Source organism: Nocardiopsis sp. TRM 82005, from assembly GCF_056312425.1.
Window position 1 is genome coordinate 23,605 of record NZ_JBWDTQ010000038.1, and the last position, 24,601, is coordinate 48,205.

Here is a 24,601-nt window from a genome sequence, read left to right on the forward strand (position 1 = left end):
CACCTGCCGGGCCGGTGGTCGCGTGAGCCGTTCGGCCCGGCTTGTCTTACCGGTAGGCGTCGGCACCACCCCGCTCCCACGGTGCCGAGGAGAAGGAGCGCCCACGCGTACCGCCGGAGTCGCGAACCTGGTGATGGCACTCGTACGGGTGCCGGTCGCTATCTTCGAGCCCCATGGGGGCGACGGCCTGGCGGAATTCCCTCCGCGTCTTCAACGCGGTGGTCTTCTCCACGCTCACCGTCCCATGGATCGCTCTGGAAGCAGTCCGGTACCGCGCTCGGGAGAGGAGCGGTCAGCATCAGGCCGCATCACCCGAGGAGGAGCCCGCTCCGTAGCCTGCCGGCAGCACAACCGAACACATGCACAGAGCGGGAGCCGCCCACCGGGCCAGGAATGTCTCTGAGGCGTCCGCGTAGAGCCACGTGGGCACACACGCGCCCCTGGGGAGCGTGGGAGCACCTCGTGAGCGGAGAGGCCGCCTCAGTCCCACTCAGGGCCTCCTCGTGGGTCCGCGTCCACATGCGCCGGAAGGGAACCGGAGCACCACGTCCATGGCGCTTCGGCCCCTCGTGTCCGGTCGGGGCGGTACTCAGACGCGGCCGGCGAGCGGCCAGGAGCCGTCCACGACCGCTTCGGGGTTCTTGCGCCGCAGGTAGGTCTGGAAACTGGCGGCCTGTTCGGCCTTCCAGGTGATCTGCGCGGCGTGCAGGTCGTCGATGCCCATGTCCGCCAGTTCCGGGTGGGTCGCGGCGAGCTTCCAGGCCAGCCGGGCGGCGGCCAGGGAGTCAGCGGCGGCCCCGTGCGCCTGTTCGGAGTCCAGGTGCACACCGTGGTGGGTGCACACGTCGACCAGTTTGCGCGAGCCGCGTCGGAAGGTGTCGACCTGCTTGTCCAGCACGAGGGGGTCCAGGACGCGCAGCGTCTCATCGAAGCCCGTCCCGGAGCCGTGGCGCTCCAACTCGGCGGCGAGCAGCCCCAGGTCGTAGGGGGCGTTGTAGACCACCACCGGCAGGCCGTCCACGGCCGTCTTCTCCAGGGCGGCGCCGATCTCCGGCACCGCCTCGGAGGCGGGACGCCCGTGCTCACGGGCGTGGTCGGTGGTGATGCCGTGGATGTCGGCGGCGGCCTGGGGGATGTCGACGCCGGGGTCGATGAGCCAGGTGGTGACGTGCTTGGTGCGGGCGTCGGGGTCGATGCGCCACAGGGCGGCGGTGACGATTCGGTCGTTGCCGGTGTCCAGGCCGGTGGACTCGACGTCGAACGCGGCCATGGGGCGGGTGTGCCAGGTCATGCGGACCCTTCTGGGTTCGGGGGCGGTTCGGTATGAGGTTGTCAAAGAGCGAGCGCCGTGCGGGCCGCCACGCGGTTCCCAGTGGTAGGGAAAGTCGGAGTCAGCCACCGGGTGAGGAGCAGAACGGCACGGGAGCCCGGGCAGCTCCCGGGGGCGTCCGCTCCTCAACTCCTCTTCACGTGTCGGTCGACAGGGCCGCGTCGCCATCCCGCAAGCCGTGGACACCTGCTGAGGACCAGGCCCGGAGCGTCGGCGGTAAGGACGGGTGGGCAGCACGTGACCAAGGACAAGGCCTGTGAACGGATCGCCGACGATCTGCGTCAGCAGATCCGTTCGGGAGAGCTGGCACCCGGTGGCCGGGTGCCAGCGGAAGCGGAACTGGCTCAGCGTTACACGCGGGGGCTGTCGGCCGTGCGCCGGGCCCTCGCGCTGCTGCGGGCCGAGGGTCTGGTCGAGAGTCGGCACGGCCGCGGCGACTTCGTACGCGGGCCGCGGCACCTCGTGCTCCGAAGAAACGAGCGCCACCAGTGGGAGAAGGACCGTGTCCGGGCCGGGCTCCGGGAGAGGCTCGCCAGGGGGGTGACCGAGCACGACACCGGCCTGATGGTGGAGGACCTGGTGTTCAGTGCCACGTACGCCCGTGTGGAGGCTGACGAGGGGCCGGCGACGGCGCTCCGCGTCCCCGAGGGGACCGAACTGCTGGAACGCGTGTACCGGACGCGCCACAGGGATGAGGCGGCCCCGTTCAACCTGGTGCGCTCCTACCTCGTCCTCAGCATGGTGGAGTCCAACCCGGACCTGCTCGACGAGACCAGGGAACCGTGGCCCGGCGGCACGCAGAGCCAGCTTCACACCGTTGGCATCGAGGTTGACCGGGTGGAGGAGAGGGTCACCGCGAGGCCGCCGACCGCGGAGGAGGCGCATGAGCTGGGGTTGGGCGCGGGCACCGCCGTGACGGTCCTCCGGAAGGCCTCGATCGACACACATGAGCGGGTCGTGGACTGGTCCGAGGTCATCCTTCCCGGTGACCGGACCGAGGCGGTCTTCACGACACGGCTGGAGCGCTGGTAGCCGCGCTGCGTGCCACGCCCCGCGGGACGGGACGGCGCGCGCACTTCGTATGCGTGGTTCTTCGGGTAGTGTCCGGATCCGTGAGCCACGTGACCGCTGCTGACGGAACCCGTATCTGGTACGACACCCTCGGGTGGGGCGATCCCCTCCTGCTCCTCAACGGGCAGTCCCTCGACCACGGGATGTGGGACGGGGTGCACACCGAACTGGCGCGGCGCCACAGGGTCGTGCGGATGGACTTCCGCGGCACCGGCGGCAGCGAGGCACCCCTCGAAGAGCCCTACACCTTCGAACTGTTCGTGAGCGACGCCCTCGCCGTCCTGGACGAGCTGGAGATCCCCCGGGCACACGTCTACGGGTTCTCCATGGGCGGCAAGGTCGCCCAGACCTTCGCGGCCACGGCGCCCGAGCGCCTCGGCGCGCTGGTCCTGGGCGCCACGGCACCCGGGGGCCGCAGCGAGGTCGAACGTCCGCGGTCGTCCACCCTGGCGCTGCGCCAGGCCAGCACGGACGCCGGACGCGACATGATCGCCGAGCTCTTCTACACCCACGAGTGGGCCGCCGCCCACCCCGACACGGTCACCCGCGTCCTGCCGCGCGGGCCGCTACGCGCCCAGCGCCTGCACTTCGGCGCGAGCACGGGCTACGACGGCTGGGACCTGCTGCCCACCATCGGGGCGCCGACACTGGTCGTGCACGGCGAGGACGACGCCCTCACCCCGGTCGGCAACGCGGCCCTCCTCGCGGAGCGGATCCCCGGCGCCCGGCTGTTGGTCCTGCCCGGGATGCGCCACGGCTACCTGCACGAGGACGGGGCCAAGGCCACGCACGAGGTCCTGGACTTCCTCGCGGAGCACCCGGTGCCGGCGGGAGGCTGACCAGGGCGGGAGGCCGGGCGGTGTCCGCTGCCCCCGGCGGGCGTCCGCCCGGCACGTCCGGCACGGCCTGGGTCGTGTTTTTTGCATCATTTCGGGCTCGCGTCCACCGGGCTGCCTCTCGCTACGCCTCTGCGCTCGTGAAGCACGACTAGGCTGAACTTCGCACATCGTCTTGCGAGAGATGGCCCGGACGGCCGCTCACCGACCCGAAAGCCTTCTAAAAAACACTCCCTAGGGGAGGGGCGGCCCCTGCGGAAAGTCGTTGCGGAGCCTGTCCAGGAGGCGCCGGTCGCGCTTGGTCGGCCGTCCCGCGCCCCGGTCCCGCCTGATGACGGGCACGGTCGCCTGCGGCGGCGGGGCCGGGGTGTTGTCGACGTAGCAGCGGGTCGCGATCGACGCGCCCACGCGCTTGTCGATGACATGGCTCACATCGACCGTGCGGGTGATCCCGTGCAGACGGAGGCGGACCTCGTCGCCGACCTTGACGGACGTGGCGGGCTTGGCCGGGCGGTTGTTGACGCGCACGTGCCCGCCACGACAGGCCTGGGCCGCGTCTGAGCGCGTCTTGGTCAGGCGCACGGCCCACAGCCAGCGGTCGACCCGGGTGCTCTCCGGTCCCGACGGCAGGGGGGCCGATGACTCGTTCACGCCGGTTCCTCTCGCTTCTTTGGGGCGTTGTGGGCCACTCTAGGCGGCCACCGGTACGAAGTACTCCGAAGTCGCGCTAGAGTTGTAACCGCAGCGAGGTCCTGTGGAGCAGTTAGGAGTGCTCGCCACCCTGTCAAGGTGGAGGCCGCGGGTTCAAATCCCGTCAGGACCGCATGAGAAAGGCCCGGTGTCCCAGGACACCGGGCCTTTGGTGTTTTCAGGCCAGTACGGGAAGGGCAGAGGTACGTTGAGCTACCGGTACGCCGTTGAGCGGACCGACCATTCGGCGCTGGCGAGCGGGCACGTGCTGCGGTCCGCTCCGGGCTTCCCCGGGTTCCCCGTGCGCCTGGCCAGCGAGCTGTTCCAGCGAGCGATGGTGCACACCGGCCGGGAGACCGTGCGCCTCTGGGACCCCTGCTGCGGTAGCGGATACCTCGTGACGGTGCTGGGCTTCCTGCACCGGGACCGCCTCACCCACGTGCGCGCCTCGGACGTGGACGCCGACGCGGTCGCCCTGGCCGCACGCAACCTGCGGCTGCTGACGGCTGAGGGACTCGTGGAACGCGAGGAGGAGCTGCGCCGGTCCGCCCGGGACTTCGGCCGTGTGACCTTCGTGGAGCGTGCCGAGTCCGCCCGCGACCTGGCGGCCGGGCTGTCCGAGACGGGCGGCGACCTGCCCTCCGAGACGGAGGTGGCGGACGTGTTCTCCCTGGAGGAGCACGTGGACGCCGACCTGGTGGTGACGGACATGCCCTATGGCGAGATGACCCGATGGGCGGGCGCCGTCCCGGGCGGGGACCCGATGAGCGGATTCCTGGAGTCCCTTGGACGGGTGCTGCCCGAGCGCGCGGTGGTGGTGGTGACCGCCCGGACCCGGCGGGTCACGCTTCCGGAGGGCGTGCGCGCGCTGGAGCGGGTGAAGGTCGGCAACCGCGCGGCGGTACTGGTCCGCGCCCGCGACATCGCTCCGTAGACCGCCGCCACCGCCACGGGTCCGGTCGGTCCGTTCTGCGGTGATTCTCGCCCGTAACGGTGTGGGATGCGTGACATTCGTCGCAGAAGAGGCATATTCATTAGCAGAAGCGGTGACTGCCGGTCTTCACCGTGCCCTCCTCGTACAGCGACTCCCGGGCGCATAACACCGCCCGGCCTCCCGGGGCGGCGGCGCATCCGCCCCCGGACTCCTTCCCGATAGCGACACCGAAGCGGTGACAGCGGCAGGGAAGCCGCACCGCGTGAGGGGGGTCAGACAATGAGTACCGCCACCGACGGCGCGAACGAGGACGGGGCCGACGAGAACGCGGCGGGCCGGAGCACGGTACGCGGAAGCGTGCGCGACACCCCCGGATGGCTGGAGGCGGACCGGGTCGCCCGCGGGGCCCACCGGCTCGCGGTCACCCGCCAGGCCGCTTCCGTCCTGCTGGGCTATCCCGGCCGGGCCTTCTTCGAACGCCTTCCGCTGGTCGCCCGGGCGGTCGCCGAACTGCCCTGGGGCGCGGTGCGTACCGCGCTCCGCGAATTCTGCGAGCACGCCGCCACCACACCCGAGGCGGAGCTGTGCGAGCACTACGAGGACGTGTTCGGCCACCGGCCTCTGCACCTGACCAGCCACGGCGACGCCTCCTGGAGTGCCCACGTCCTGGCCGAGATCACACGGACCTACGCGCAGACGGGATGGCCTGAGCCCGTGGACGCCCAGCCCGACCACCTGGCGGTCGTCCTGGAGTTCACCGCCCGCGCCGACGCACGCGAGGGGGAGGCGCTGTTGTCGCGCCTGCGCCCCGGGCTGGACCTGCTGGGCGAGGCCCTGCACGACTACGGCACTCCGTACGCGCGTGTCGTGGACGCGGTCCTGATGAGCATGCCCGGACATCCCGACGGAGGGCACCCGGTGCACCAGTTCGCTCTTCTCCACCCGTCCGTCCAGGACCCGACCGCCCACCGCTCCCGCACGATCGCCCCGAACCCGTTCACCGGGGACGGGGGGCCGCCGGTACCGCTGCCGCGGACCAGCGGGGACACCGGAACCAGTACGGGTGCCGGGGACGGGACCGGTACCGATGCCTCCGACCGGCTCGGGGGGAAACCGTAGGGAACGCGGGCCGACCGCACCGCTGTCACCAGCACGTACGACAAGGAGAGCCGTCACCATGGAGCTGTTCCCGGACTTCCCCCTCAACGCGTGGCAGGACACCAAACAGACCCTGCACCGTTTCGAGCAGATCGTCGGCAAAGTGCGCCTGCACCACAGCCCGCGCCGTAATCACTGGTGGAACGTGCCCTTCCACCTCACCGGCAGCGGGATCACCTCCCGCCCCATGGGGCTGGCGGACGGCAACCCGGTCTTCACCGTGGACTTCGACTTCGTCCGCCACCAGCTGGTCGCCTCGTCTTCGGACGGCGGCACGGTGTCCTTTCCGCTCCAGGGCAACAGCGTGGCCTCGTTCTACCTGCGGTTCCAGTCCGCGCTGGACAGTCTGGGCGTGGACGGCAGTATCGCGCTGGCGCATCCCTTCGACCTGCCCGACGCCGAACGCCCGTTCGCGCAGGACCACGAGCACGCCACCTACGTCCCCGAGCAGGCCACCCGCTACTGGCAGGTGCTCAGCCAGGTCAACATGGTGCTGGAGGAGTTCGCCGCCGGGTTCTCCGGCAAGACCAGCCCCGTGCACCACTTCTGGCACACCTTCGACATCGCGGTCACCCGCTTCTCTCCGCACCCGGTCCCGCTGCCGAAGGAGGCGGGCCAGGTGGTGCGCGAGGCGTACTCGCGAGAGGTCGTCAGCTTCGGTTTCTGGTTCGGCGACGCCGACATCCCCGAGCCCTGCTTCTACTCCTACACGGCTCCCGAGCCGGAGGGGCTCACCGGCCAGTCGCTCAGCCCGGCCCCGGCCGAGTGGACCCCCAGCGGCAACGGGCACCTGGCCCTGCTGCGCTACGCCGACGTGCGCAAGGCGGCCGACCCGCACGCGACCGTCCTGGAGTTCCTGGAGAGCGCCTACCAGGCGGGTGCGGGACTGGCCGGGTGGGACGTCGAGGCGCTGGCCTGTCCGGGCGGGACCACCGATCCCTATCTCGGCGGCCGGTGACTCCAGAGCCGGCACGGCGACTGCTCCGGTACCGTCAGGGGCCGACATCCCCGGGGTGTGCGCAGCGGGTATGTGTGGGAATGTGGGCATTGTGCCCACGCGCACACCCGTGCGCGGACGCAGGGAGCAGGGAGTGCCATGGACCTGACGGTTGCCGACGTTCCGGAGCGGTCGCGCTATGAGGTGAGCGCCGACGGAACGGTGGTGGGGTTCTCCGCCTACCACCTGATCGACGAGGGCGTGTACGCCCTGCCGCACGTGGAGGTCGACTCGGCCTTCGAGGGCAAGGGCGTGGCCAGCCACCTCATGCGCGAGTCCCTGGACCACATCCGGGAGCGCGGGCTCAAGGTGGTACCGATCTGCCCGTTCGCCCAGGCCTACATCAAGAAGAACCCGTCCTACGCGGACCTGGTCCATGAGGGTTGACCCGCGGGGCTACCCCCAGGGTGAGGTGCAATAACGGGAACATCACCATCCGACCACAGCGTGCCCCTGATGGTGACTCCTCGCACTTCACGGGTATGTGAGGGCGGTTGTCCTCTTTCTGGAGCAAAGGAGCCCCTCCCCCGTGTTACTCGCAGACGCGACACCCACTGTCAGTGAGAGCCTCACCGAGGCCATCGGCACGTTCAACAACGACTTCTTCTGGTCCTGGGTACTGATCCCGCTGCTGGTGGTGGTCAGTCTCTACGTCACGATCAGGACGGGAGTCGTCCAGATCCGCATGTTCCCGGAGATGTTCCGGGTGCTGCGCAGCCGACCCGAGACCGCCCCGGACGGCAAGAAGGCCGTCTCGTCGATTCAGGCGTTCATGATCTCGGCCGCCGCCCGTATCGGCACCGGCAACATCGTCGGCGTGGCCGTCGCCATTTCCCTCGGCGGCCCCGGCGCCGTCTTCTGGATGTGGCTGATGGCGATCGTCGTGGCCGGAGCCAGCTTCGTCGAGTCCACCCTGGCCCAGCTCTACAAGGTCCGGGACTCCACGGGTTACCGGGGAGGCCCCGCCTATTACATGGAGCGCGGTCTGGGGCAGCGCTGGATGGGCGTGCTGTTCGCCATCGTCCTCATCATGACCTTCCCGTTGGTCTTCAACGCGGTGCAGAGCAACACCATCGCCGGCGCCGTGGCCAACACCTCCGAGAACCTGGGCGCGACCTCGGGCATGTGGCTGTCGGTCATCGTCGGCGCCGCGGTCGTCGTGGTCACCGCGCTGGTGATCTTCGGCGGCGTCCGCCGGATCGCGCAGACGGCCCAGGCCCTGATCCCGACCTTCGCGGCGATCTACCTGGTCATGGGCCTGAGCATCGTGGGGATGAACTACCAGCAGATCCCGGAGATGTTCTCGCTGATCTTCGAGCACGCCTTCGGCGTCCGCGAGTTCGCCGCCGCCGGTCTGGCCACGGTGATCATCCAGGGTGTGCGACGGGGCATGTTCTCCAACGAGGCGGGGCTCGGTTCGGCCCCGGTCGCCGCGGCCAGCGCCTCGGTCACCCACCCCGCCAAGCAGGGCCTGGTACAGAGCCTGGGCGTCTACTTCGACACTCTCGTGGTCTGCTCCATCACGGCCTTCGTCATCCTCATCGGTTACCAGGAGGGCACCGGCGAGCAGCTGGAGGGCGACCTCACCCAGCTCGCGGTGACCTCCGCGCTGGGCCCCTGGGCGCTGCACCTCATGACGCTGATCATCGTCCTGGTCGCGTTCACGTCGGTGCTGGGCAACTACTACTACGGCGAGTCGAACCTGGAGTACCTGACCAACAGCCAGAACGTTCTCGTCGGCTACAAGGTGGTCTTCCTCGTCGCCAGCTTCCTGGGCGCCCTGGGCTCGATCGACCTGGTATGGACGCTGGCCGACACGACCATGGGCATGATGGCGCTGGTCAACCTCATCGCGATCACACCGCTGGCCGCGACCGCGGCACGGCTGCTCAAGGACTACAACGACCAGCGGCGCCGGGGCATCGACCCCGTGTTCACCCGGGACCGGCTGCCCGGCCTGCGCGGCGTGGAGTGCTGGGAACCCGGAAAGGCGGAGTCCGCCGAGAAGACGGGCCAGGTCTCGTCCTGATCCGGACCGGACCAACCGGCTGAGCAGGGGCGGAGGGGCGCGGCCCTCCGCCCCACGAGCTTCCCAAACCACGGCTTTCGGTGATGAAACCCGCCAGGTAAGGCGTTTTCGTGCATCCGTGTTCTTTCGGTCACGGCGAATAATCGCTAGTGTTCTGGATCACAGTTGTGGCGGCCCGTGTGTCTCGTCGAGGGAGTCCGATGTCCATCGTCTCAATCGAGCCCGCCACCGCCGAGCGGTGGGAAGACCTGGAGAATCTGTTCGGACCGACCGGAGCGTACGGGCACTGTTGGTGCACGTTCTTCCGCAGGCGCGCCAAGGACCACACGGCGAGTACCTCCTGTGAGCGCTCGATGCGCGGAGCGGACAACAAGGAGGAGTTGCGCCGTCTGACCCTGGAGGGGCGGGTACCCGGTCTGCTCGCCTACGACGAGGACGGCCCGTGCGGCTGGGTCTCCGTGGCCCCGCGCAAGGATTTCATCCGGCTGTCGCGGTCGAGGTCCCTGCGTCCGGCCGATCCCCATGAGCCGGGCGTGTGGGCGCTGGTCTGCTTCTGGCTGCCGCCCCGGAGGCGTCGGCGCGGCCTGGGCAGTCGCCTGTTGGACGGGGCGATCGAGTACGCCCGCGCCCACGGGGCCCGCGTCCTGGAGGCCTACCCGATGGACACCGCCGGGGGCCGCGCGCCCAGCGCGGAGGTCTACACGGGCACCGTGGAGATGTTCCAGCGGGCCGGGTTCACGCTCAACGGCCACCATGTGAGCGAGCGCGTGGTCGCCCGCCTGGAGCTGAAAGCCGAGTAGTCCCCCGCTCCCCGTCGTCCCCCTCCCGACCGCCCCCGGCGAAGGGGTCCTTCCGCCCGCCGTGGAACGGGGGGCGGTCGTCCGGGCGCGCGCCCGGGGCGGACCACCTGCGAGGTCCCCGCACACCTTGGGTTCTAGTGGTTGTTGCAACACCCCACTTGACGGGGTGCGATGGACGACTTCGAGATCCGTAAGAACCGGGACCCTCAGGGCCGCAAGAAGCTCCAAGCTGAACGGGCGGCGTATCTTGCCCTGATGGCCAAAGGAGTGAGCACCACCGAGGCGTGCCGGATCGTCGGCGTCAACCGCAAGACGGGACACCGCTGGCGATTCGGCCGCCCCACCCGGACTCAAGACGGGCGAGAACGGTCTCTTCCTCCTGCCCGCCCCAGCACTGGGGCCACCTCACCCGGCCGCTACCTGACCAGCGACGAGCGCATCCAGATCGCTGACCTGGACCGTGAAGGTCTGGGTGTGCGAGCCATCGCCGCCGAGCTGGGCCGAGATCCTTCCACGATTAGCCGGGAGCTGCGTCGCAACGCCACGGTGGACCCGCGTGGTCAGCGGCACTACCGTCCCCACGCCGCCCAGGCCCGAGCCGAGGCCCGCAGGCCCAGACCCAAACCCTGCACGTTCGCCCTGAACCCCGAGCTGCGCTCTGTGGTCCAGGAGCTGCTCAACGACAAGTGGAGCCCGGAGCAGATCAGTCGTAGGCTCAAACGGGATTTCCCCGATCGGCCGGAGCTGCACGTGTGCCACGAGACGATCTACCAGGCGCTCTACGTCCAAGGCCGTGGGGAACTGCGTCGCGAGCTGGCCGCCGCGCTGCGCTCGGGGCGTGCTCGGCGCAAGCCCCGCCCTCAGGCCCAGCAGCGCCGAGAGCGCTTCGCTCATCCGATGGTGATGATCAGCGAACGCCCGGCGGAGGTCGCCGATCGGGCGGTGCCCGGCCACTGGGAAGGGGATTTGATCATCGGGGCGAACGGCGCTTCGGCCATCGGCACCCTGGTGGAGCGCTCGACCCGGTACACGATGCTTTTGCACTTGGGCCAGGGGCGCAGTGCCGACCAGGTCCGCGATGCGTTGGCCTCGACGGTTGCGACTCTGCCCCGTCATCTGGCGCGTTCGGTGACCTGGGATCAGGGCTCGGAGCTGGGTCGCCACCACGAGTTCACCGTGGCCACTGACATCCCGGTCTACTTCTGCGACCCGGCCAGCCCTTGGCAGCGGGGTTCGAACGAGAACACCAACGGCCTGCTTAGGCAGTACTTTCCCAAGGGCACCGACCTGTCGGTGCACTCGCGTGAGTATCTGGAAGCGGTCGCTGTCCAGCTCAACGGGCGCCCACGCAAAACGCTCGGCTGGGATACCCCAGCCGAGCGCCTGGCTAAGCTACTCAAAGCGAGCAACTGACCTTCTGTGTTGCAACAACCACTAGAACCCAAGCACCGTGCGGGGGCCTTTCGTCGTGTCCGGGCGGGCCGCGGTCGGGAGAGTACCCCCGGCGGGTACTGTGGCAGCGCTGGCCCTAGGCGCTCCGGGATGCTTTCCGCGGGCGGGCGCGAGCTGGCAGAACCCGGGATCGCCGGCCTCCGTCACCCCCGACCCCCCGTGGCGGACGCCCCGGGCTTGACATTTGACAACCACATACCCTATAGGGGTATGTTTGAGCTGTCGGGGGCCGGTCCCAGAACGACCGACACACCACACATGCTCCAGGAGGCGAAATGGCTGACACCACCACCGCTGTTTACACCGTTGACGGCATGAGCTGCGGACACTGCGTCAACGCCGTCACCGAGGAGGTCAGCGAGGTCACGGGGGTCACCGACGTCAAGGTCGACCTCGACAGCAAGAAGGTGACCGTCACCGGTGACGGCCCGGTCGACGACGGGTCGGTCCGCGCCGCCATCGACGAAGCCGGATACGAGGTCCGCGACTGACACGGGAGCGGCCGTGAAGCCCGGGCCCCACAGGCCCGGGACCCATGTCCGCCGCGGCGTTCGGTACGGCCGTCCCGCCCGGGCGCCGCGGCGGTCCGCTCGACGCCCCGGACGGAACCGCGGCGGGAACACCGCGCGCGGCGTCGACGGGCGCCAGGAGCGGCAGGATACCGGGGAGGGGTCAATGAGTACCAGCAGAACCACGGCGGACCCGACCGACACCGCGTCGGTCGAGTTGGCGATCGGCGGGATGACATGCGCCGCCTGCGCCAACCGGGTCGAGAAGCGGCTCAACAAGATCGAGGGCGTCAGCGCCTCCGTCAACTTCGCCACCGAGAAGGCCCGCGTCTCCTTCGACGGACCGCCCGCCCCGGTGGAGGACCTCGTCGCCCAGGTCGAGAAGGCGGGCTACACCGCCACCGTGCCCCAGGCCGAGAGCCGGGCCGAAACCGCCGAGACCACCGTCGCCCCGGACGATCCCGTACGGGCACTGTGGAACCGCGCCGTGGTCTCCCTCGTGCTCTCGGTGCCCGTCATCGCCATGGCCATGGTCCCCGTGTTGCAGTTCACCTACTGGCAGTGGGCCTCCCTGGCCCTGGCCGCGCCCGTCGTCGTCTGGGGCGCCCTGCCCTTCCATGTGGCCGCGTGGAAGAACCTCAGGATCGGCGCGGCCACCATGGACACACTGGTCTCCCTCGGGGTCACCGCCGCGTTTCTGTGGTCGCTGTACGCGCTCTTTCTCGGTACCGCCGGGGTACCGGGCATGACGCACCCGTTCGAGCTGACCATCGCCCGTACCGACGGGGCGGCCAACATCTACCTGGAGGTCGCCGCGGGCGTCACCTCCTTCATCCTCCTGGGCAAGTTCTTCGAGGCACGTTCCAAGCGCCGTGCCGGAGACGCCCTGCGCTCCCTGCTCGAACTCGGCGCCAAGGAGGTCACCGTCCTGCGCGGTGACGGACCCTCGCCCCGCGAGGAGCTCGTGCCCGTGGACCGGCTCGCCGTCGGAGACCGCTTCCTCGTCCGTCCCGGGGAGCGGATCGCCACCGACGGCACCGTGGAGGAGGGCACCTCCGCCGTCGACATGAGCATGCTCACCGGCGAGTCCGTCCCCGTGGAGGTCTCGCCCGACAGCTCCGTCGTCGGAGCCACGGTCAACGCGGGCGGGCGCCTGGTGGTGCGTGCCACCAGGGTCGGTTCCAACACCCAGCTCGCCCAGATGGCGCGCCTGGTCGAGGAGGCCCAGAACGGCAAGGCCGAGGCACAGCGTCTGGCCGACCGGGTGTCCGGGGTCTTCGTCCCGGTCGCCATCCTGATCGCCGTCGGCACGCTCGTCTTCTGGCTCAGCACCGGCCAGCCCGTGTCGGCGGCCTTCACCGCCGCCGTCGCGGTGCTCATCATCGCCTGCCCGTGCGCCCTCGGCCTGGCCACGCCCATGGCCCTGATGGTGGGTACCGGGCGCGGCGCCCAGCTCGGCATCCTCATCAAGGGACCGGAGGTGCTGGAGGACACCCGCCGTGTGGACACCGTCGTGCTGGACAAGACCGGCACCGTCACCACCGGCCGGATGGCGCTGACCGGAGTCACCGTCGCCGACGGCGAGAGCGAGGAGGAGGTCCTGCGTCTGGCCGGGGCGCTGGAGAACGCCTCCGAGCACCCCGTCGCCCGGGCGGTCGCCTCCGGCGCCGCCGACCGGGTGGGCGACCTGTCCGCGCCCGGGGACTTCGCCAACATCGAGGGCCTCGGCGTCCGGGGGACCGTCGACGGCCGCGCCGTCCTGGTCGGCAGGGTCGCGCTGCTGGAGGAGCACGGGGCCGCACTGCCCGAGCGACTGGTCTCCGCGCTCAAGGACGCCGAGACCGGGGGCAGCACCGCCGTCGCCGTCGGTTGGGAGGGCCGCGCCCGGGGCGTGCTGGTGGTGGCCGACACCGTCAAACCCACCAGCTCCGAAGCGGTCCGCCGGTTCCGCGAGCTGGGCCTGACCCCGATCCTGCTCACCGGGGACAACGAGGCCGTGGCCCGCTCGGTGGCCGCCGAGGTCGGTATCGCCGAGGTGGTCGCCGAGGTCCTGCCCAAGGACAAGGTCGACGTCATCAGGCGGTTGCAGTCCGAGGGCCGCACCGTGGCGATGGTCGGCGACGGTGTCAACGACGCCGCGGCCCTGGCCCAGGCCGACCTGGGGCTGGCGATGGGCACGGGAACCGACGTGGCCATCGAGGCCAGCGACCTGACCCTGGTACGCGGTGACCTGCGGGCGGCGGCCGACGCGGTCCGGCTCGCGCGCCGCACGCTCGGCACGATCAAGGGAAACCTGTTCTGGGCCTTCGCCTACAACTCGGCGGCGCTGCCGCTGGCGGCGGCGGGCCTGCTCAACCCGATGCTCGCGGGCGCGGCGATGGCTTTCTCCAGCGTGTTCGTGGTGAGTAACAGCCAGCGCCTGCGCCGGTTCCGCCCGCTGGCGACGGACGGAAGCGCCCCTACCGCCTGAGTCCCGACCGCATGGGCCCCGGACCGACGCCGCTCCGAGCGACGTGGCTCCGGGGCCCGCCGGCGGTGGCGAAATTCAGCGGTGAAACGGCAGATGGGGGCAGTCGTCCCCGCGGAGGGCGCGAGGACGGGTCTCGCGCCCCGCCGGAACGGGCCACTAGGGTTGCGCGAGACTGGACGGTTCGGTCGCGTGACCGCGGACCGCTCAGCCATGCCCTGTCCGGAGCACCACCGCGAACCAGCCCCGAGCACCGGAGCTGAACCCTCCCGCCCCCGAGCCCCATGACGTGAAGGACGGACCCCAGCCCGTACCCGACCGCCCCAGCCGAGGTTCCCTGTGTCTTCTGGATGCCCCCGCGCCGCACTGCACCGGAGCGAGCCGCAGTCCGACCCCTACTCCGTGTACGCCAGTATGCGAGCCGACCACGGACCGGTGATCCCGGTCGAGCTCGAACCGGGCGTGCACGGATGGCTGGTCACGGACTACGCCACGCTCATCTCCTGGTCCCGGGACACCACCACCTTCAGCCACGACGCCAGGCTGTGGCGCGACTTCACCGAGGGCCGGGTCGACCCGGACTCCCCGCTGCTGCCGATGATGGCCCCGCGGATGAACGCCCTGTTCGTCGACGGGGCCGAGCACCAGCGCTACCGGCGCGCGATCACCGACAGCCTCGGCGCCATCGACACCGGGCACCTGAGCGGGATCACCAGCCGGTACGCCGACCGGCTCATCGACGAGTTCTGCGAACGCGGCCACGCCGACGCCCTCGGCGAGTACGTGCGCATGCTGCCGCTGCTGGTGATCAACGACCTCTTCGGCTTCAACGAGGACCAGGGACTGCGCTTCGTCACCGCCATGCGCAACCTGTGGATGGGCGTGGACACGGAGAAGTCCAACGCCGAGGCCGAGCGGGCCCTGTCCGAGGTGGTCTCCGCCAAGCACCGGGAGCCCGGCGACGACCTCACCACCCGGCTGATCCAGCACCGCGCCGCCCTCAGCGACGAGGAGGTGATCATGCAGCTCCTCCTCGTCATCGCCGCCGCCAACGAGCCGACCGCGAACCTGGCCGCCGCGTCCCTGCGCGCCGCCCTGGAGGACCCGGCCCTGACCGGATCCGGTTCGGCGGCCCTCTCCGACGCCGCCCTCAACGACCTCCTCGACCGTGTCCTGTGGCAGGACCCGCCGATCACCAACTACCCGGCCATCTACCCGCGCGTGGACGTGCCCATCGACGGCGGACGGGTGATCGCGGCCGGAACTCCCGTCCTGCTGGCCTTCGCCGCGTCGAACCACTTCTTCATGCGGGAGAACGCCGAGCGGATGGAGGAGAACACCAACCGGGCGCACGTGGCCTGGGGCGCGGGCCCGCATCGGTGCCCCGCCCGTGACGAGGCCACCACCATCGCCATCATCGCGGTGCGCGCGCTCCTCAGCCGACTCCCCGGACTCCGCATGGCCGTTCCGTCGGAGCGGTTGGACTGGCAGCTGTCGGCCCTGTCCTGGGTCCCAGTCCACCTCCCCATCGAGTTCGCCCCGCAGGTCCCACCGCCCCCTGACCCCGTGGAAGGAACACTTTGGAGCACGTCCGAATCGCCCCCGGAAACCTCCGCGCCCAAGCAGCCCACCTCCGTGAGCTCGGGCCTGTCGTCCCTGTCGAACTTCCTGGTGAGGTTGCTGCGTGGGTCGTGACCACGCACTCGGCGGTCACCGAGGCCCTGGCCGACCAGCGCGTACAGAAGGACAAGAAGCACTGGCGGGCCCTCAACGCCGGTGAGGTCCCGCCGGACTGGCCGCTGATCTCCTGGATCATCGCCGAGAACATGCTGACCAGCGACGGCGGGGAGCACACGCGCCTGCGCAAGCTGGTCTCCAAGGCTTTCACCCCGCGCCGGATCGAGCGCCTGCGCGAGGGGGTCGTCACCATCGTCGAGGGTCTGCTGGACCGGATGGAGGCCGAGGCCGCGGCTGCTCCGGACGGCGTGGTCGACCTCAAGGAGTCGCTGGCGCGCCCGCTGCCGATGACGGTGATCAGCGACCTGTTCGGTCTGGACGAGCAGGCGCGGCCGAAGCTGCACCGGCTGGTCGGGGTCTTCTTCGACCAGAGCGTCACGCCCGAGGAGGCGATGACCACCTTCATGGAGATGTGGGGCGTGCTCACCGAACTGGTCGCGGCCAAGCGCGCCGAGCCGGGCGACGACCTGACCTCCGCCCTCATCGCCTCCCGCGACGAGGACGACAGGCTCAGCGAGGACGAGCTGATCTGGAGCCTGGTACTCATCATCAGCGCGGGCTACGAGACCACGATGAACCTCATCGCCAACGCGGTGCGGACGCTGGTCAACCACCGCGACCAGCTCGACATGGTCCTGCGGGGCGACGCCACCTGGTCCAAGGCCGTGGAGGAGGTGCTGCGCTGGGACGGACCGGGCGAGTTCGTGCCGATGCGCTACACCACCGAGGACGTCGAGCTGGCCGGGGTCGCGGTCCCGGCGGGCGATCCGCTGCTGATGGGCTACGGGTCGGCCGGGCGCGACGAGGAGCGCTACGGGCCGACGGCGCACCTGTTCGACATCACCCGTGAGGACACCTCGCACCTGACCTTCTCCCACGGGCGCCACTACTGCCTGGGCGCGAGCCTGGCCCGTATGGAGGTCCTCGAGGCACTGCCGCGCCTGTTCGAGCGCTTCCCCCGACTCGATGTCGCGGTAGCCGACGAGGAGCTGGTCCCGCTGCCGTCGATCATCGGCTCGGGGGTGGAGGCCCTCCCCGTACGCCTGAGGTGATCCGGTTTCCGGGTAGGCACGCTCGGTGATTCCGGTCCCGCCGGATCCATGACCTACGACGTTTCCGGCGGGATATTCGCATTTCAGAGGGCTTCGGGTGGCTCCGTCACGCCGGGGAAACACACATACCACCGTGGCGGACAGCGCCACCAGTGGCCGCGGACTCCTAGACTCGCTAACGGTTCGAGGTGCGCCCCGAGGGGCTCTGCACCCCCCGCGTCCCTGTCCGCGCACGCACCCTCTCGCGCCGTTCCCCCGTAACTTCCACACCGCTTCCCCCGCAGAGGAACCGCGCCTTCATGAACAGTTCGGAAGCCGACCCCGGCCGCCTCCTGGTCAACCGGTACCGCCTGGACGAGGTCATCGGTGCCGGTGGCATGGGCCGGGTCTGGCAAGGCACAGACACCCTCCTGGACCGGCCGGTCGCGGTCAAGGAGCTGACCACGCCGCCCAACCTGCCCGCGCACGAGGTCGAGGTGCTGCGCACCCGCATGCTGCGCGAGGCGCGCAGCGCGGCGCAGCTCAGCCACCCCGCCATCATCACCGTGTTCGACGTGGCCGAGGAGGACGGCCGCCCGTGGATCGTCATGGAGCTCGTCCGCGGTCCCTCCCTGGGCGACCTCGTCCGCGACGAGGGGGTGCTTCCGGTCCGGCGTGCCGCGTCCATCGGCGAGCAGATGGCCGCGGGCCTGTCCGAGGCGCACGCTCGGGGCATCGTGCACCGAGACATCAAACCGGGCAACGTACTCATCGCGGGGAACGACCGGGCCGTCCTCACCGACTTCGGTATCGCCCACCTGGACGGTTCCACCCACCTGACCAGTACCGGTCTGCTGATCGGCTCCCCGAGCTACCTGGCCCCGGAAGTGGCGCACGGGAACTCGGCCACCCCGGCCTCGGACATGTGGGCCCTGGGCATCACCCTCTACCAGGCGGTGGAGGGCACGCTGCCGTTCGACCGGCCGACCCCGATGGCGACGCTGACCGCGATCGTCACCCAGGACCTGCCGGAGGCGGCCAACGCCGGTCCGCTGCTCCCGGTCCTGGAGGCGTTGTGCGAGAAGCGCCCGGAGGACCGGCCGTCGAGCGGTGAGGTGAGCTCCCTGCTGCGGGAGATCCGGGACTCTGCCCAGAGCTCCCCGGCCGCAGTCCCGCACACGGCCGTCACCGTTCCGACGGAGGAGCCGGACGGAGGGCCGGAGGAGGCCGGCGGGGCTGAGCCGCTCGTCCGCGCAGGGCCCGTCGCGTCGGCGCCCGGCCCCGAGCAGGACGCCTCCGCGCCGGCATCCGCCGCCTCCCGTGGGAAGGGGCTCTCCGCGCCCCGCGGGCGGACGCTACTGGTCGTCGCGGCCGTACTCGTGCTGCTGGTCGTGGGCGCCACCACCAGCGTCCTGGTGAGCATGAACCGCCCCGGTGGCTCCGGGGCCGGGCTCGTCGACGGTTCCGGACAGCAGGCCGCCGTCGACCCGGAGGAGGAGCCCGCCAGCGGAGAGGGGGAGCCAGAGGCCCAGGAGGAGCCGGAGGCGACGGAGTCGTCCGAGCAGGACGGGGAAGGCGAGGAGGACGACGAGTGGGACTTCCTGGTCCGCTACGAGGACTCCAGCGGGTTCTCCGTGGACGTCCCCGAGGGCTGGGACACGGAGCGCCGGGGCACCAGCGTCTTCTTCCACAACCCCGATGGCGGCTACCTCCAGGTCGACCAGACCGACGAACCCAACGCCGACGCGGGGGAGGACTGGCGGGAGTTCGAGCCCGTCGGCAGCAGCAACTTCGACGGCTATGAGCTCGTCGGTATCGAGGACGTGGAAGCCGACTGGGCGGAGGACTACGTCAGCGCCGCGGACTGGGAGTTCACCTTCGATGGCGGCCGCATGCACGCCGTCAACCGGGGCTTCCACACCGAGGACGTCGGCTACGCCCTGTTCCTGGTGGCCGACAACGACGACTCCGAGGCCAACCGGGCGCTGCTGGACCGGATGTCGCAGACCTTCGAGCCGGCTGACTGAGGGACCCGGGTCCGTGCCGGTCAGCCGCTCTCGTCCAGGAACCGGGCGTCGTGTACCAGCAGCGCCACCTGTACCCGGTTGTTGAGCCCGAGTTTGGTGAGGATGTTCGACACGTGCGTCTTGACCGTCGGCACGCTCAGGAACAGGGCCGCGGCGATGTCGGCGTTGGACCGCCCCTCGCCGACCGCCACAGCCACCTCCAGCTCCCGGCCGTTGAGCGCCGCCAGCCTCCGGCGCGCCCGCTCGGCCCGCTCACCGTGGTCGTTGGCGCCCACACGGTCGATCAGCCGCCGCGTCACCGTCGGGGACAGAACCGACATCCCCCGGGACACCTGGCGCACCGACTCCACGATCTCCGCGGGAGGGGTGTCCTTGAGCAGGAACCCGGCCGCGCCCGCCCGAAGGGCGCGCAGTACGTGCTCATCGGCGTCGAAGGTGGTCAACACCAGCACCTCCGGCGGTTCCTCCAGGGCGCGCAGGCGTTCGGTGGCGGTCAGCCCGTCCACCGTGGGCATACGGATGTCCATCAGGACCACGTCGGGGGAGTGCCGCCGCACCAGGTCGAGCACCGCGCCGCCGTCCTCGGCCTCGGCCAGCACCCTGAGGTCGGGCGCGCCGCCCATCATCATCACCAGACCGACCCGCACCAGTGCGTCGTCGTCGACGATCACGACTCCGATCTGCCCGCGCTCCGTCTCACTCATACGGGCCACGGTAGCCAGGCCGACAGCCGCCAGCCACCACCGGTGTCCGGACCGTGCTCCAGGCGCCCGGAGGCCAGGGAGACCCGTTCGGTGAGTCCGGCCAGGCCCTGGCCGCGTCCGTCCCCTCCCGCGGTGGCGGACGCCGGTCCGGGGGAGGAGCCGTTGCGCACCTCCACCACCAGCCCGTCACCGGGCGCCCCCCGGAGCAGCACCTGTGTGTCCGCCCTCGGGGCGTGCTTGCGCACGTTCGTCAGCCCCTCCTGAACGATCCGGTAGGCGGTGCGTCCGATGCGTTCCGGGACCGCCCCGTCGTACTCCTGGGCGAACTCCACACGGGCCCCGGCCTCTCCGGCCTCCTCCACCAGCTGCCGGATGTCGGCCATGGTCGGCTGCGGCAGTTCCCCGACCGGGGCGCGCAGCACTCCGATCACCTCGCGCAGGTCCTGGAGGGCCTGGTGGGCGCTCTCCCGGATCACCTTCGCCGAGCGGGCCACCTCCCCGGCGGGGGCGTCCGGGCGGTACTCCAGGGCGCCCGCGTGCACGCTGAGGAGGGACAACCGGTGTCCGAGCACGTCGTGGATCTCGCGTGCCATGGCCTCGCGGACCTGGTGCTGGGCGTGCTCGGCGCGCAGCTGAGCCTCGGTCTCGGCGTGTACGGCACGGTCGCGCAGCGACTCCACCAGCTTGCGCCGGTGGTGGACGGTGAGCCCCCATCCCGTAACGGCTCCCTGGAGGGCGGCGCCCAGGAGGAAGAGCACGAGGAAGGGGGCGTGCGGGTCGGGCCACAAGGCGGAGTTCACGAGCGCGGCGCCCACGCTCAGCCCGTACACCGCCAGGCTGGTGCGTGGCGGCCGGTGCACGGCCACGGAGAACAGGGCGATGAGCATGGCGCCCGAGACCAGGCCGGAGACGGCGGAGAACAGGACGAGTGCGACGGCGGTCTGGACCGGCCATCGGCGGCGCCACCACAGGGACAGGCATGCCAGGAGGGTCAGGGCCGCGTCGGTGCCCTTGAGCCACGGGGGCAGGACGGGACCGGTGACGGGGGAGTCGGGGAACTCGACGGCGCTCACCAGCGCGAAGAGGACCGCGAGGAGGAAGGCGGAGGAGTCCACGATCCAGTCGCGCGCGCCGCGCCGTCGCGGAACGGCCATAGCGTTCATCGCTGCGCATTCTATGTCCGGATCCGGGCGGGGAGGAGGCATCCGGCCATGGGGCCACCAAGGTCGCCGGACGCCATACTTTGGTCATCCGACGCGACGGCGCGCATACGGATGGCGGAGCGGGATGGACGATCGGCCGATGCGCCGCGGGGCGCCCGGCGCCTAGCGTCGCTGGTATGCGAAAGGTCATTCAGGGAATCGGAGCCCTGCTCTTCCTCATAGGTGTCAGCGGTGCCGTCGACCACCTCTGGTACCAGCCGTTCCTGGGCATCGTCCTCAACTCCTTCAACCGGTTCGTCGTGCCCCATGTCGCGGTCCTCGAGGGGTACGAGCTCTTCGCCAACCTGGGCGTGGCGGCCGCGGGAGCCGCTCTGGCGCTGGGTATGGAGACGGCACGGCCCCGGGTCCGTGCCTGAGGAGGGGCCCGGCCGCGGGGAGGAAAACGGTCCGGGATCACGGCGTCGCGGGCGGTTCGTGTCAGGACGGGTACCGCGCGTCGGTACCTTGTAACCGATGAGCACTCTGGTCACAGGAGCCACCGGGATGGTGGGCCGACGCGTTGTCACCCAGCTGAGGAGCCGCGGTCTGCCCGTGACGGGCGTGTCCCGCACCACGCGGACGCGCCTGGACTGGACCGACACCTCCAACTGGGCCGAGGTCCTCGACGGTGTGAAGAGCGTCTTCGTGGTGACGCCGGTGGGGAGCGCCCTGGGCAACCGGGTCGCCGGTTTCCTGGAGAAGGCGGCCGAGGCCGGGGTCGGCAACGCCGTGGTCATGTCGGCCATGGGCACCGAGCACGCGCCGTCGGACTCCGACCAGCGTGCCGCCGAGCTGCGGGCCAAGGACGTGTTCGACCGGTGGACCGTGTTGCGGCCCAACTGGCTCTTCCAGGACTTCACCGAGGGCACGTTCGCCAACATGGCGCGCTCCCGCAACGGCCGGCTCGAACTGCCGGTCAAGAAGAAGACGGCGATCAGCTTCGTGGACGCCCGCGACGTCGCCGACGCCGCCGTCGCCGCGCTGTTGGGGGACCACGGCGGCAGGGAGTACACGCTCACGGGCCCGCAGGCGCTCACCTTCCGCGAGGTGGTCAAGCAGACCAGGGGCACCGAGAGCCCGGTGTGGCGTTTCAAGACCCTCGACGAGGCGGGCTTCTACTTCCGGGCCACCGACCGGGGATGGGGCGAGCGGTACGTGGAGACGCTCAACGAGCGCTTCGCCGCCGCCGTCGCCGGACGCGCCGCCGAGGTCACCGAGGACGTACGCACCGCCCTGAAGCGTGACCCCATCCCGCTGGCCCGGTTCATCCGCGAGTCCGTGCTCTGACCCGGAGCGCCCAGCGCCCGCCCCGGGAGGGGCGGGCGCCCGTGTCAGCGGCCTACTTGAGCAGCTGGCGGGCCATCACCAGGCGCTGGACCTGGTTGGTGCCCTCGTAGATCTGGGTGATCTTCGCGTCGCGCATCATGCGCTCCAGCGGGAAGTCCTTCACATAACCCGCGCCGCCCAGCAGCTGTACGGCGTCGGTGGTGATCTCCATGGCGGAGTCGGAGGCGAAGCACTTGGCGGCGGCGCCGTAGAACGGCAGGTCCTCGTCGCCCCGCTCGGACTTGGCCGCGGCCACGTAGACCATCTGACGCGCGGTCTCCAGCTTCATCGCCATGTCAGCGAGCATGAACTGGATGCCCTGGAAGTCGGCGATGTGCTTGCCGAACTGCTTGCGCTCCTTGACGTAGGCCACGGCCTGGTCCAAGGCGCCTTGGGCGATGCCGATGGCCTGCGCGCCGATGGTGACGCGCGTGTGGTCCAGGGTGCGCAGGGCGATCTTGAGGCCCTCGCCCGGGGCGCCGACGATGCGGTCGCCGGGGACGCGCACGTTGTCGAAGAACAGCTCGCGGGTGGGAGAGCCCTTGATGCCGAGCTTGCGCTCGGGCTCGCCCAGGGTGAAGCCCGGGTCGTCGGCGTGCAGCACGAACGCCGAGACGTTGCGGCCGCGGGCGCCCTCGGGGTCGGTCACGGCCAGCACCGTGTAGTACTCGCTGACCCCGGCGTTGGTGATCCAGGACTTCTGGCCGTTGAGCACCCAGTCGTCGCCGTCGGGGACGGCCCGGGTGCGCATGCTCGCGGTGTCGGAACCGGCCTCGCGCTCGGACAGGCCGTAGGAGAACATCGCCTCGCCGCTGGCGACCTCGGGCAGGTAGCGGCGCTTGACCTCGTCGGAGGCGCCCAGGACCAGCGGCATGGTGCCGAGCTTGTTGACCGCGGGGATCAGGGAGGAGGAGGCGCACACGCGGGCCACCTCCTCGATGACGATGCATGTGGCCAGGGCGTCGGCGCCCATGCCGTCGTACTCCTCGGCGATGTGCGGGGCGTGGAAGTCCGTGGCGACCAGGGCGTTGAGGGCATCCCGCGGAAAGGCGCTCTTCTCGTCGACCTCCGCCGCGTGCGGGGCGATCTTGTCCTCGGAGACGGAGCGCACGGCGGCACGCAGCTCCTCGTGCTCCTCGGTGGTCTTGAACAGGTCGAAGTCGCTCATCTGCTTTCCTCCCCGGGGGAGTCACCCCTCGATCTTTGGCACTGCGTGCCTTCATATGGCATTCAGTGCCAGAGTAAGGGGTGGAAAGGATGAGGTACACCGACGGGATCGGATAGTTTCGGGATGTCGGGGCGAAGGGGGCGGATCCATGGAACGGCCGGGAGGCCGAGGCGGCCACCCACGCGTGGCCACCCGCGAGGTGGTACTCGCCGCGCTGCGGCTGTTCACCGAGAACGGCTTCGACGACACGACGATGGACCAGATCGCCGCCGCCAGCGGGATGAGCCGCCGCAGCCTCTTTCGCCGCTTCGGCTCGAAGGAGGACATCCTCTTCGCCGAGCACGACGAGCTGTTCACCACTGTGGACCGCTACCTGGACGCCTCTCCGGACGAGCCGCTGACCTCGGTCTTCTCCGCTGCCCGCCTGGTACTCCAGGGATACCTGCGCGACCCGGAGATCACCGTGCCGCGCTACCACCTGGTGCGCGCCCACCCCCGTCTGCGCGACCGGGAGGTGGCGATGACCGCCCGCTACCAGGCCGCGTTCAGCCGCTACCTGGCCCGGCGCGGAGGCGGTGAGGGCCGCTCCCTGGCCGCGGGTGTGGCCGCCGCGTCGCTCATCTCCGCGCACAACCACGTCCTGCGCGGATGGCTGCGCCGCCCGGAGCAGGACAGCCGCGAGGTGTGGGCGGGCTTCGACGAGGCCATGGACTTCGTCCGCCGGGCCGCCGCACCGATGCTGTACGCCGAGCGAGCGCCCGAGCGCGACCACGTGCTGGTGGCGGTCTACCCCGGAGGCACCGGCCGGGAGGAGCTGCTCCGGCGCGTCGACGCCGCCGTCCGGGAGCACGGGAGCACCTAACCTCTCAGGTCAGTACACCTAGCTCGTGCCCTCGGCTCACGCCGCGCGCCCTCCGGGCGGCCGCTCGCTGACGCGGTCAGGTCGGCGCCGCGACGCGCGTAGGCTGGACAGGGCCGGGAACCGGGCAGTATACGAAGGCGGAGCGGACAGCGGAAATGAGTGTGGACACGGCGAGCGCCACCAAGCAGGAGTCAGAGGTCGCCCGTGAGGCGTCGCGGCGGCGCACGTTCGCGGTCATCTCCCACCCCGACGCCGGCAAGTCCACGCTGAC

Annotated in this window: 22 protein-coding genes and 1 tRNA gene; 18 read left to right on the forward strand and 5 right to left on the reverse strand. The window is 70.5% G+C overall.

Annotated features, from left to right (window positions below; all coding sequences use genetic code 11):
* Positions 1-589 precede the first annotated feature (589 nt).
* On the reverse strand, positions 590-1,291 hold the full coding sequence (locus AC0T5L_RS25215; protein ID WP_476167970.1) for an exonuclease domain-containing protein: 702 nt from the start codon (positions 1,289-1,291) through the stop codon (positions 590-592).
* Between the two features lie 276 nt (positions 1,292-1,567).
* On the opposite strand from AC0T5L_RS25215, the gene AC0T5L_RS25220 reads away from it, so the two are divergent.
* Positions 1,568-2,362, forward strand: coding sequence for a GntR family transcriptional regulator (locus tag AC0T5L_RS25220; protein ID WP_476167971.1), 795 nt, complete (start codon positions 1,568-1,570; stop codon positions 2,360-2,362).
* A gap of 80 nt (positions 2,363-2,442) precedes the next feature.
* Entirely contained in the window at positions 2,443-3,240 is a 798-nt protein-coding gene (locus tag AC0T5L_RS25225; protein WP_476167972.1) for an alpha/beta fold hydrolase, read from the forward strand.
* Between the two features lie 231 nt (positions 3,241-3,471).
* Here AC0T5L_RS25225 and AC0T5L_RS25230 read toward each other — a convergent pair whose 3' ends face one another.
* Positions 3,472-3,888: an RNA-binding S4 domain-containing protein gene (locus tag AC0T5L_RS25230; protein ID WP_476167973.1), complete on the reverse strand. Its 417-nt coding sequence runs from the start codon at positions 3,886-3,888 to the stop codon at positions 3,472-3,474.
* Between the two features lie 97 nt (positions 3,889-3,985).
* Between AC0T5L_RS25230 and AC0T5L_RS25235 the strand changes: the two genes are divergently transcribed.
* From AC0T5L_RS25235 to AC0T5L_RS25295, 13 genes are all read left to right on the forward strand, one after another.
* A tRNA-Asp gene (locus tag AC0T5L_RS25235) sits at positions 3,986-4,060 on the forward strand.
* Between the two features lie 75 nt (positions 4,061-4,135).
* Positions 4,136-4,861: an rRNA methyltransferase gene (locus tag AC0T5L_RS25240; RefSeq protein WP_476167974.1), complete on the forward strand. Its 726-nt coding sequence runs from the start codon at positions 4,136-4,138 to the stop codon at positions 4,859-4,861.
* Between the two features lie 279 nt (positions 4,862-5,140).
* Positions 5,141-5,980 carry a nitrate reductase molybdenum cofactor assembly chaperone gene (locus AC0T5L_RS25245; protein ID WP_476167975.1) on the forward strand — a complete coding sequence of 280 codons (840 nt, stop codon included), beginning with the start codon at positions 5,141-5,143 and terminating at the stop codon, positions 5,978-5,980.
* A gap of 58 nt (positions 5,981-6,038) precedes the next feature.
* Positions 6,039-6,977, forward strand: coding sequence for a DUF5996 family protein (locus AC0T5L_RS25250; protein WP_476167976.1), 939 nt, complete (start codon positions 6,039-6,041; stop codon positions 6,975-6,977).
* 138 nt (positions 6,978-7,115) lie between these two features.
* Entirely contained in the window at positions 7,116-7,403 is a 288-nt protein-coding gene (locus tag AC0T5L_RS25255; RefSeq protein WP_476167977.1) for a GNAT family N-acetyltransferase, read from the forward strand.
* 142 nt (positions 7,404-7,545) lie between these two features.
* A complete protein-coding gene (locus AC0T5L_RS25260) occupies positions 7,546-9,045 on the forward strand; it encodes an alanine/glycine:cation symporter family protein (RefSeq protein ID WP_476167978.1) in 1,500 nt (499 codons plus the stop codon).
* Positions 9,046-9,245: 200 nt separating this feature from the next.
* The gene (locus tag AC0T5L_RS25265) at positions 9,246-9,845 is read left to right on the forward strand and encodes a GNAT family N-acetyltransferase (RefSeq protein WP_476167979.1); all 600 of its coding nucleotides are present in this window, start codon (positions 9,246-9,248) and stop codon (positions 9,843-9,845) included.
* 255 nt (positions 9,846-10,100) lie between these two features.
* Positions 10,101-11,258 (forward strand): IS30 family transposase, encoded by a 1,158-nt coding sequence (locus AC0T5L_RS25270; RefSeq protein ID WP_476167980.1) that lies wholly within the window; start codon positions 10,101-10,103, stop codon positions 11,256-11,258.
* A gap of 314 nt (positions 11,259-11,572) precedes the next feature.
* On the forward strand, positions 11,573-11,788 hold the full coding sequence (locus AC0T5L_RS25275) for a heavy-metal-associated domain-containing protein (protein WP_476167981.1): 216 nt from the start codon (positions 11,573-11,575) through the stop codon (positions 11,786-11,788).
* 184 nt (positions 11,789-11,972) lie between these two features.
* Positions 11,973-14,276: a heavy metal translocating P-type ATPase gene (locus AC0T5L_RS25280; protein WP_476167982.1), complete on the forward strand. Its 2,304-nt coding sequence runs from the start codon at positions 11,973-11,975 to the stop codon at positions 14,274-14,276.
* Between the two features lie 411 nt (positions 14,277-14,687).
* The gene (locus AC0T5L_RS25285) at positions 14,688-15,968 is read left to right on the forward strand and encodes a cytochrome P450 family protein (RefSeq protein ID WP_476167996.1); all 1,281 of its coding nucleotides are present in this window, start codon (positions 14,688-14,690) and stop codon (positions 15,966-15,968) included.
* Positions 15,965-17,062, forward strand: a complete 1,098-nt coding sequence (locus AC0T5L_RS25290) for a cytochrome P450 family protein (RefSeq protein ID WP_476167983.1) — start codon at positions 15,965-15,967, stop codon at positions 17,060-17,062. The genes AC0T5L_RS25285 and AC0T5L_RS25290 overlap by 4 nt, the downstream gene beginning before the upstream one ends.
* Positions 17,063-17,361: 299 nt before the next feature.
* Positions 17,362-19,068 (forward strand): serine/threonine-protein kinase, encoded by a 1,707-nt coding sequence (locus AC0T5L_RS25295; RefSeq protein ID WP_476167984.1) that lies wholly within the window; start codon positions 17,362-17,364, stop codon positions 19,066-19,068.
* Positions 19,069-19,088: 20 nt separating this feature from the next.
* Here AC0T5L_RS25295 and AC0T5L_RS25300 read toward each other — a convergent pair whose 3' ends face one another.
* Together AC0T5L_RS25300 and AC0T5L_RS25305 are read right to left on the reverse strand one after the other, a co-directional pair.
* The gene (locus tag AC0T5L_RS25300; protein WP_476167985.1) at positions 19,089-19,781 is read right to left on the reverse strand and encodes a response regulator transcription factor; all 693 of its coding nucleotides are present in this window, start codon (positions 19,779-19,781) and stop codon (positions 19,089-19,091) included.
* Positions 19,769-20,935: a sensor histidine kinase gene (locus AC0T5L_RS25305; RefSeq protein WP_476167986.1), complete on the reverse strand. Its 1,167-nt coding sequence runs from the start codon at positions 20,933-20,935 to the stop codon at positions 19,769-19,771. Before AC0T5L_RS25305 ends, AC0T5L_RS25300 begins: the two co-directional genes overlap by 13 nt.
* Before the next feature lie 176 nt (positions 20,936-21,111).
* On the opposite strand from AC0T5L_RS25305, the gene AC0T5L_RS25310 reads away from it, so the two are divergent.
* Both AC0T5L_RS25310 and AC0T5L_RS25315 read left to right on the forward strand, forming a co-directional pair.
* Positions 21,112-21,351, forward strand: a complete 240-nt coding sequence (locus AC0T5L_RS25310; RefSeq protein ID WP_476167987.1) for a hypothetical protein — start codon at positions 21,112-21,114, stop codon at positions 21,349-21,351.
* Positions 21,352-21,448: 97 nt separating this feature from the next.
* On the forward strand, positions 21,449-22,261 hold the full coding sequence (locus AC0T5L_RS25315) for an SDR family oxidoreductase (RefSeq protein WP_476167988.1): 813 nt from the start codon (positions 21,449-21,451) through the stop codon (positions 22,259-22,261).
* A 52-nt stretch (positions 22,262-22,313) separates the two neighbouring features.
* On the opposite strand, the gene AC0T5L_RS25320 is transcribed toward AC0T5L_RS25315, so the two are convergent.
* A complete protein-coding gene (locus AC0T5L_RS25320; RefSeq protein ID WP_476167989.1) occupies positions 22,314-23,468 on the reverse strand; it encodes an acyl-CoA dehydrogenase family protein in 1,155 nt (384 codons plus the stop codon).
* A gap of 148 nt (positions 23,469-23,616) precedes the next feature.
* On the opposite strand from AC0T5L_RS25320, the gene AC0T5L_RS25325 reads away from it, so the two are divergent.
* Positions 23,617-24,330, forward strand: a complete 714-nt coding sequence (locus AC0T5L_RS25325; protein WP_476167990.1) for a TetR/AcrR family transcriptional regulator — start codon at positions 23,617-23,619, stop codon at positions 24,328-24,330.
* The last annotated feature ends 271 nt before the right edge of the window (positions 24,331-24,601 follow it).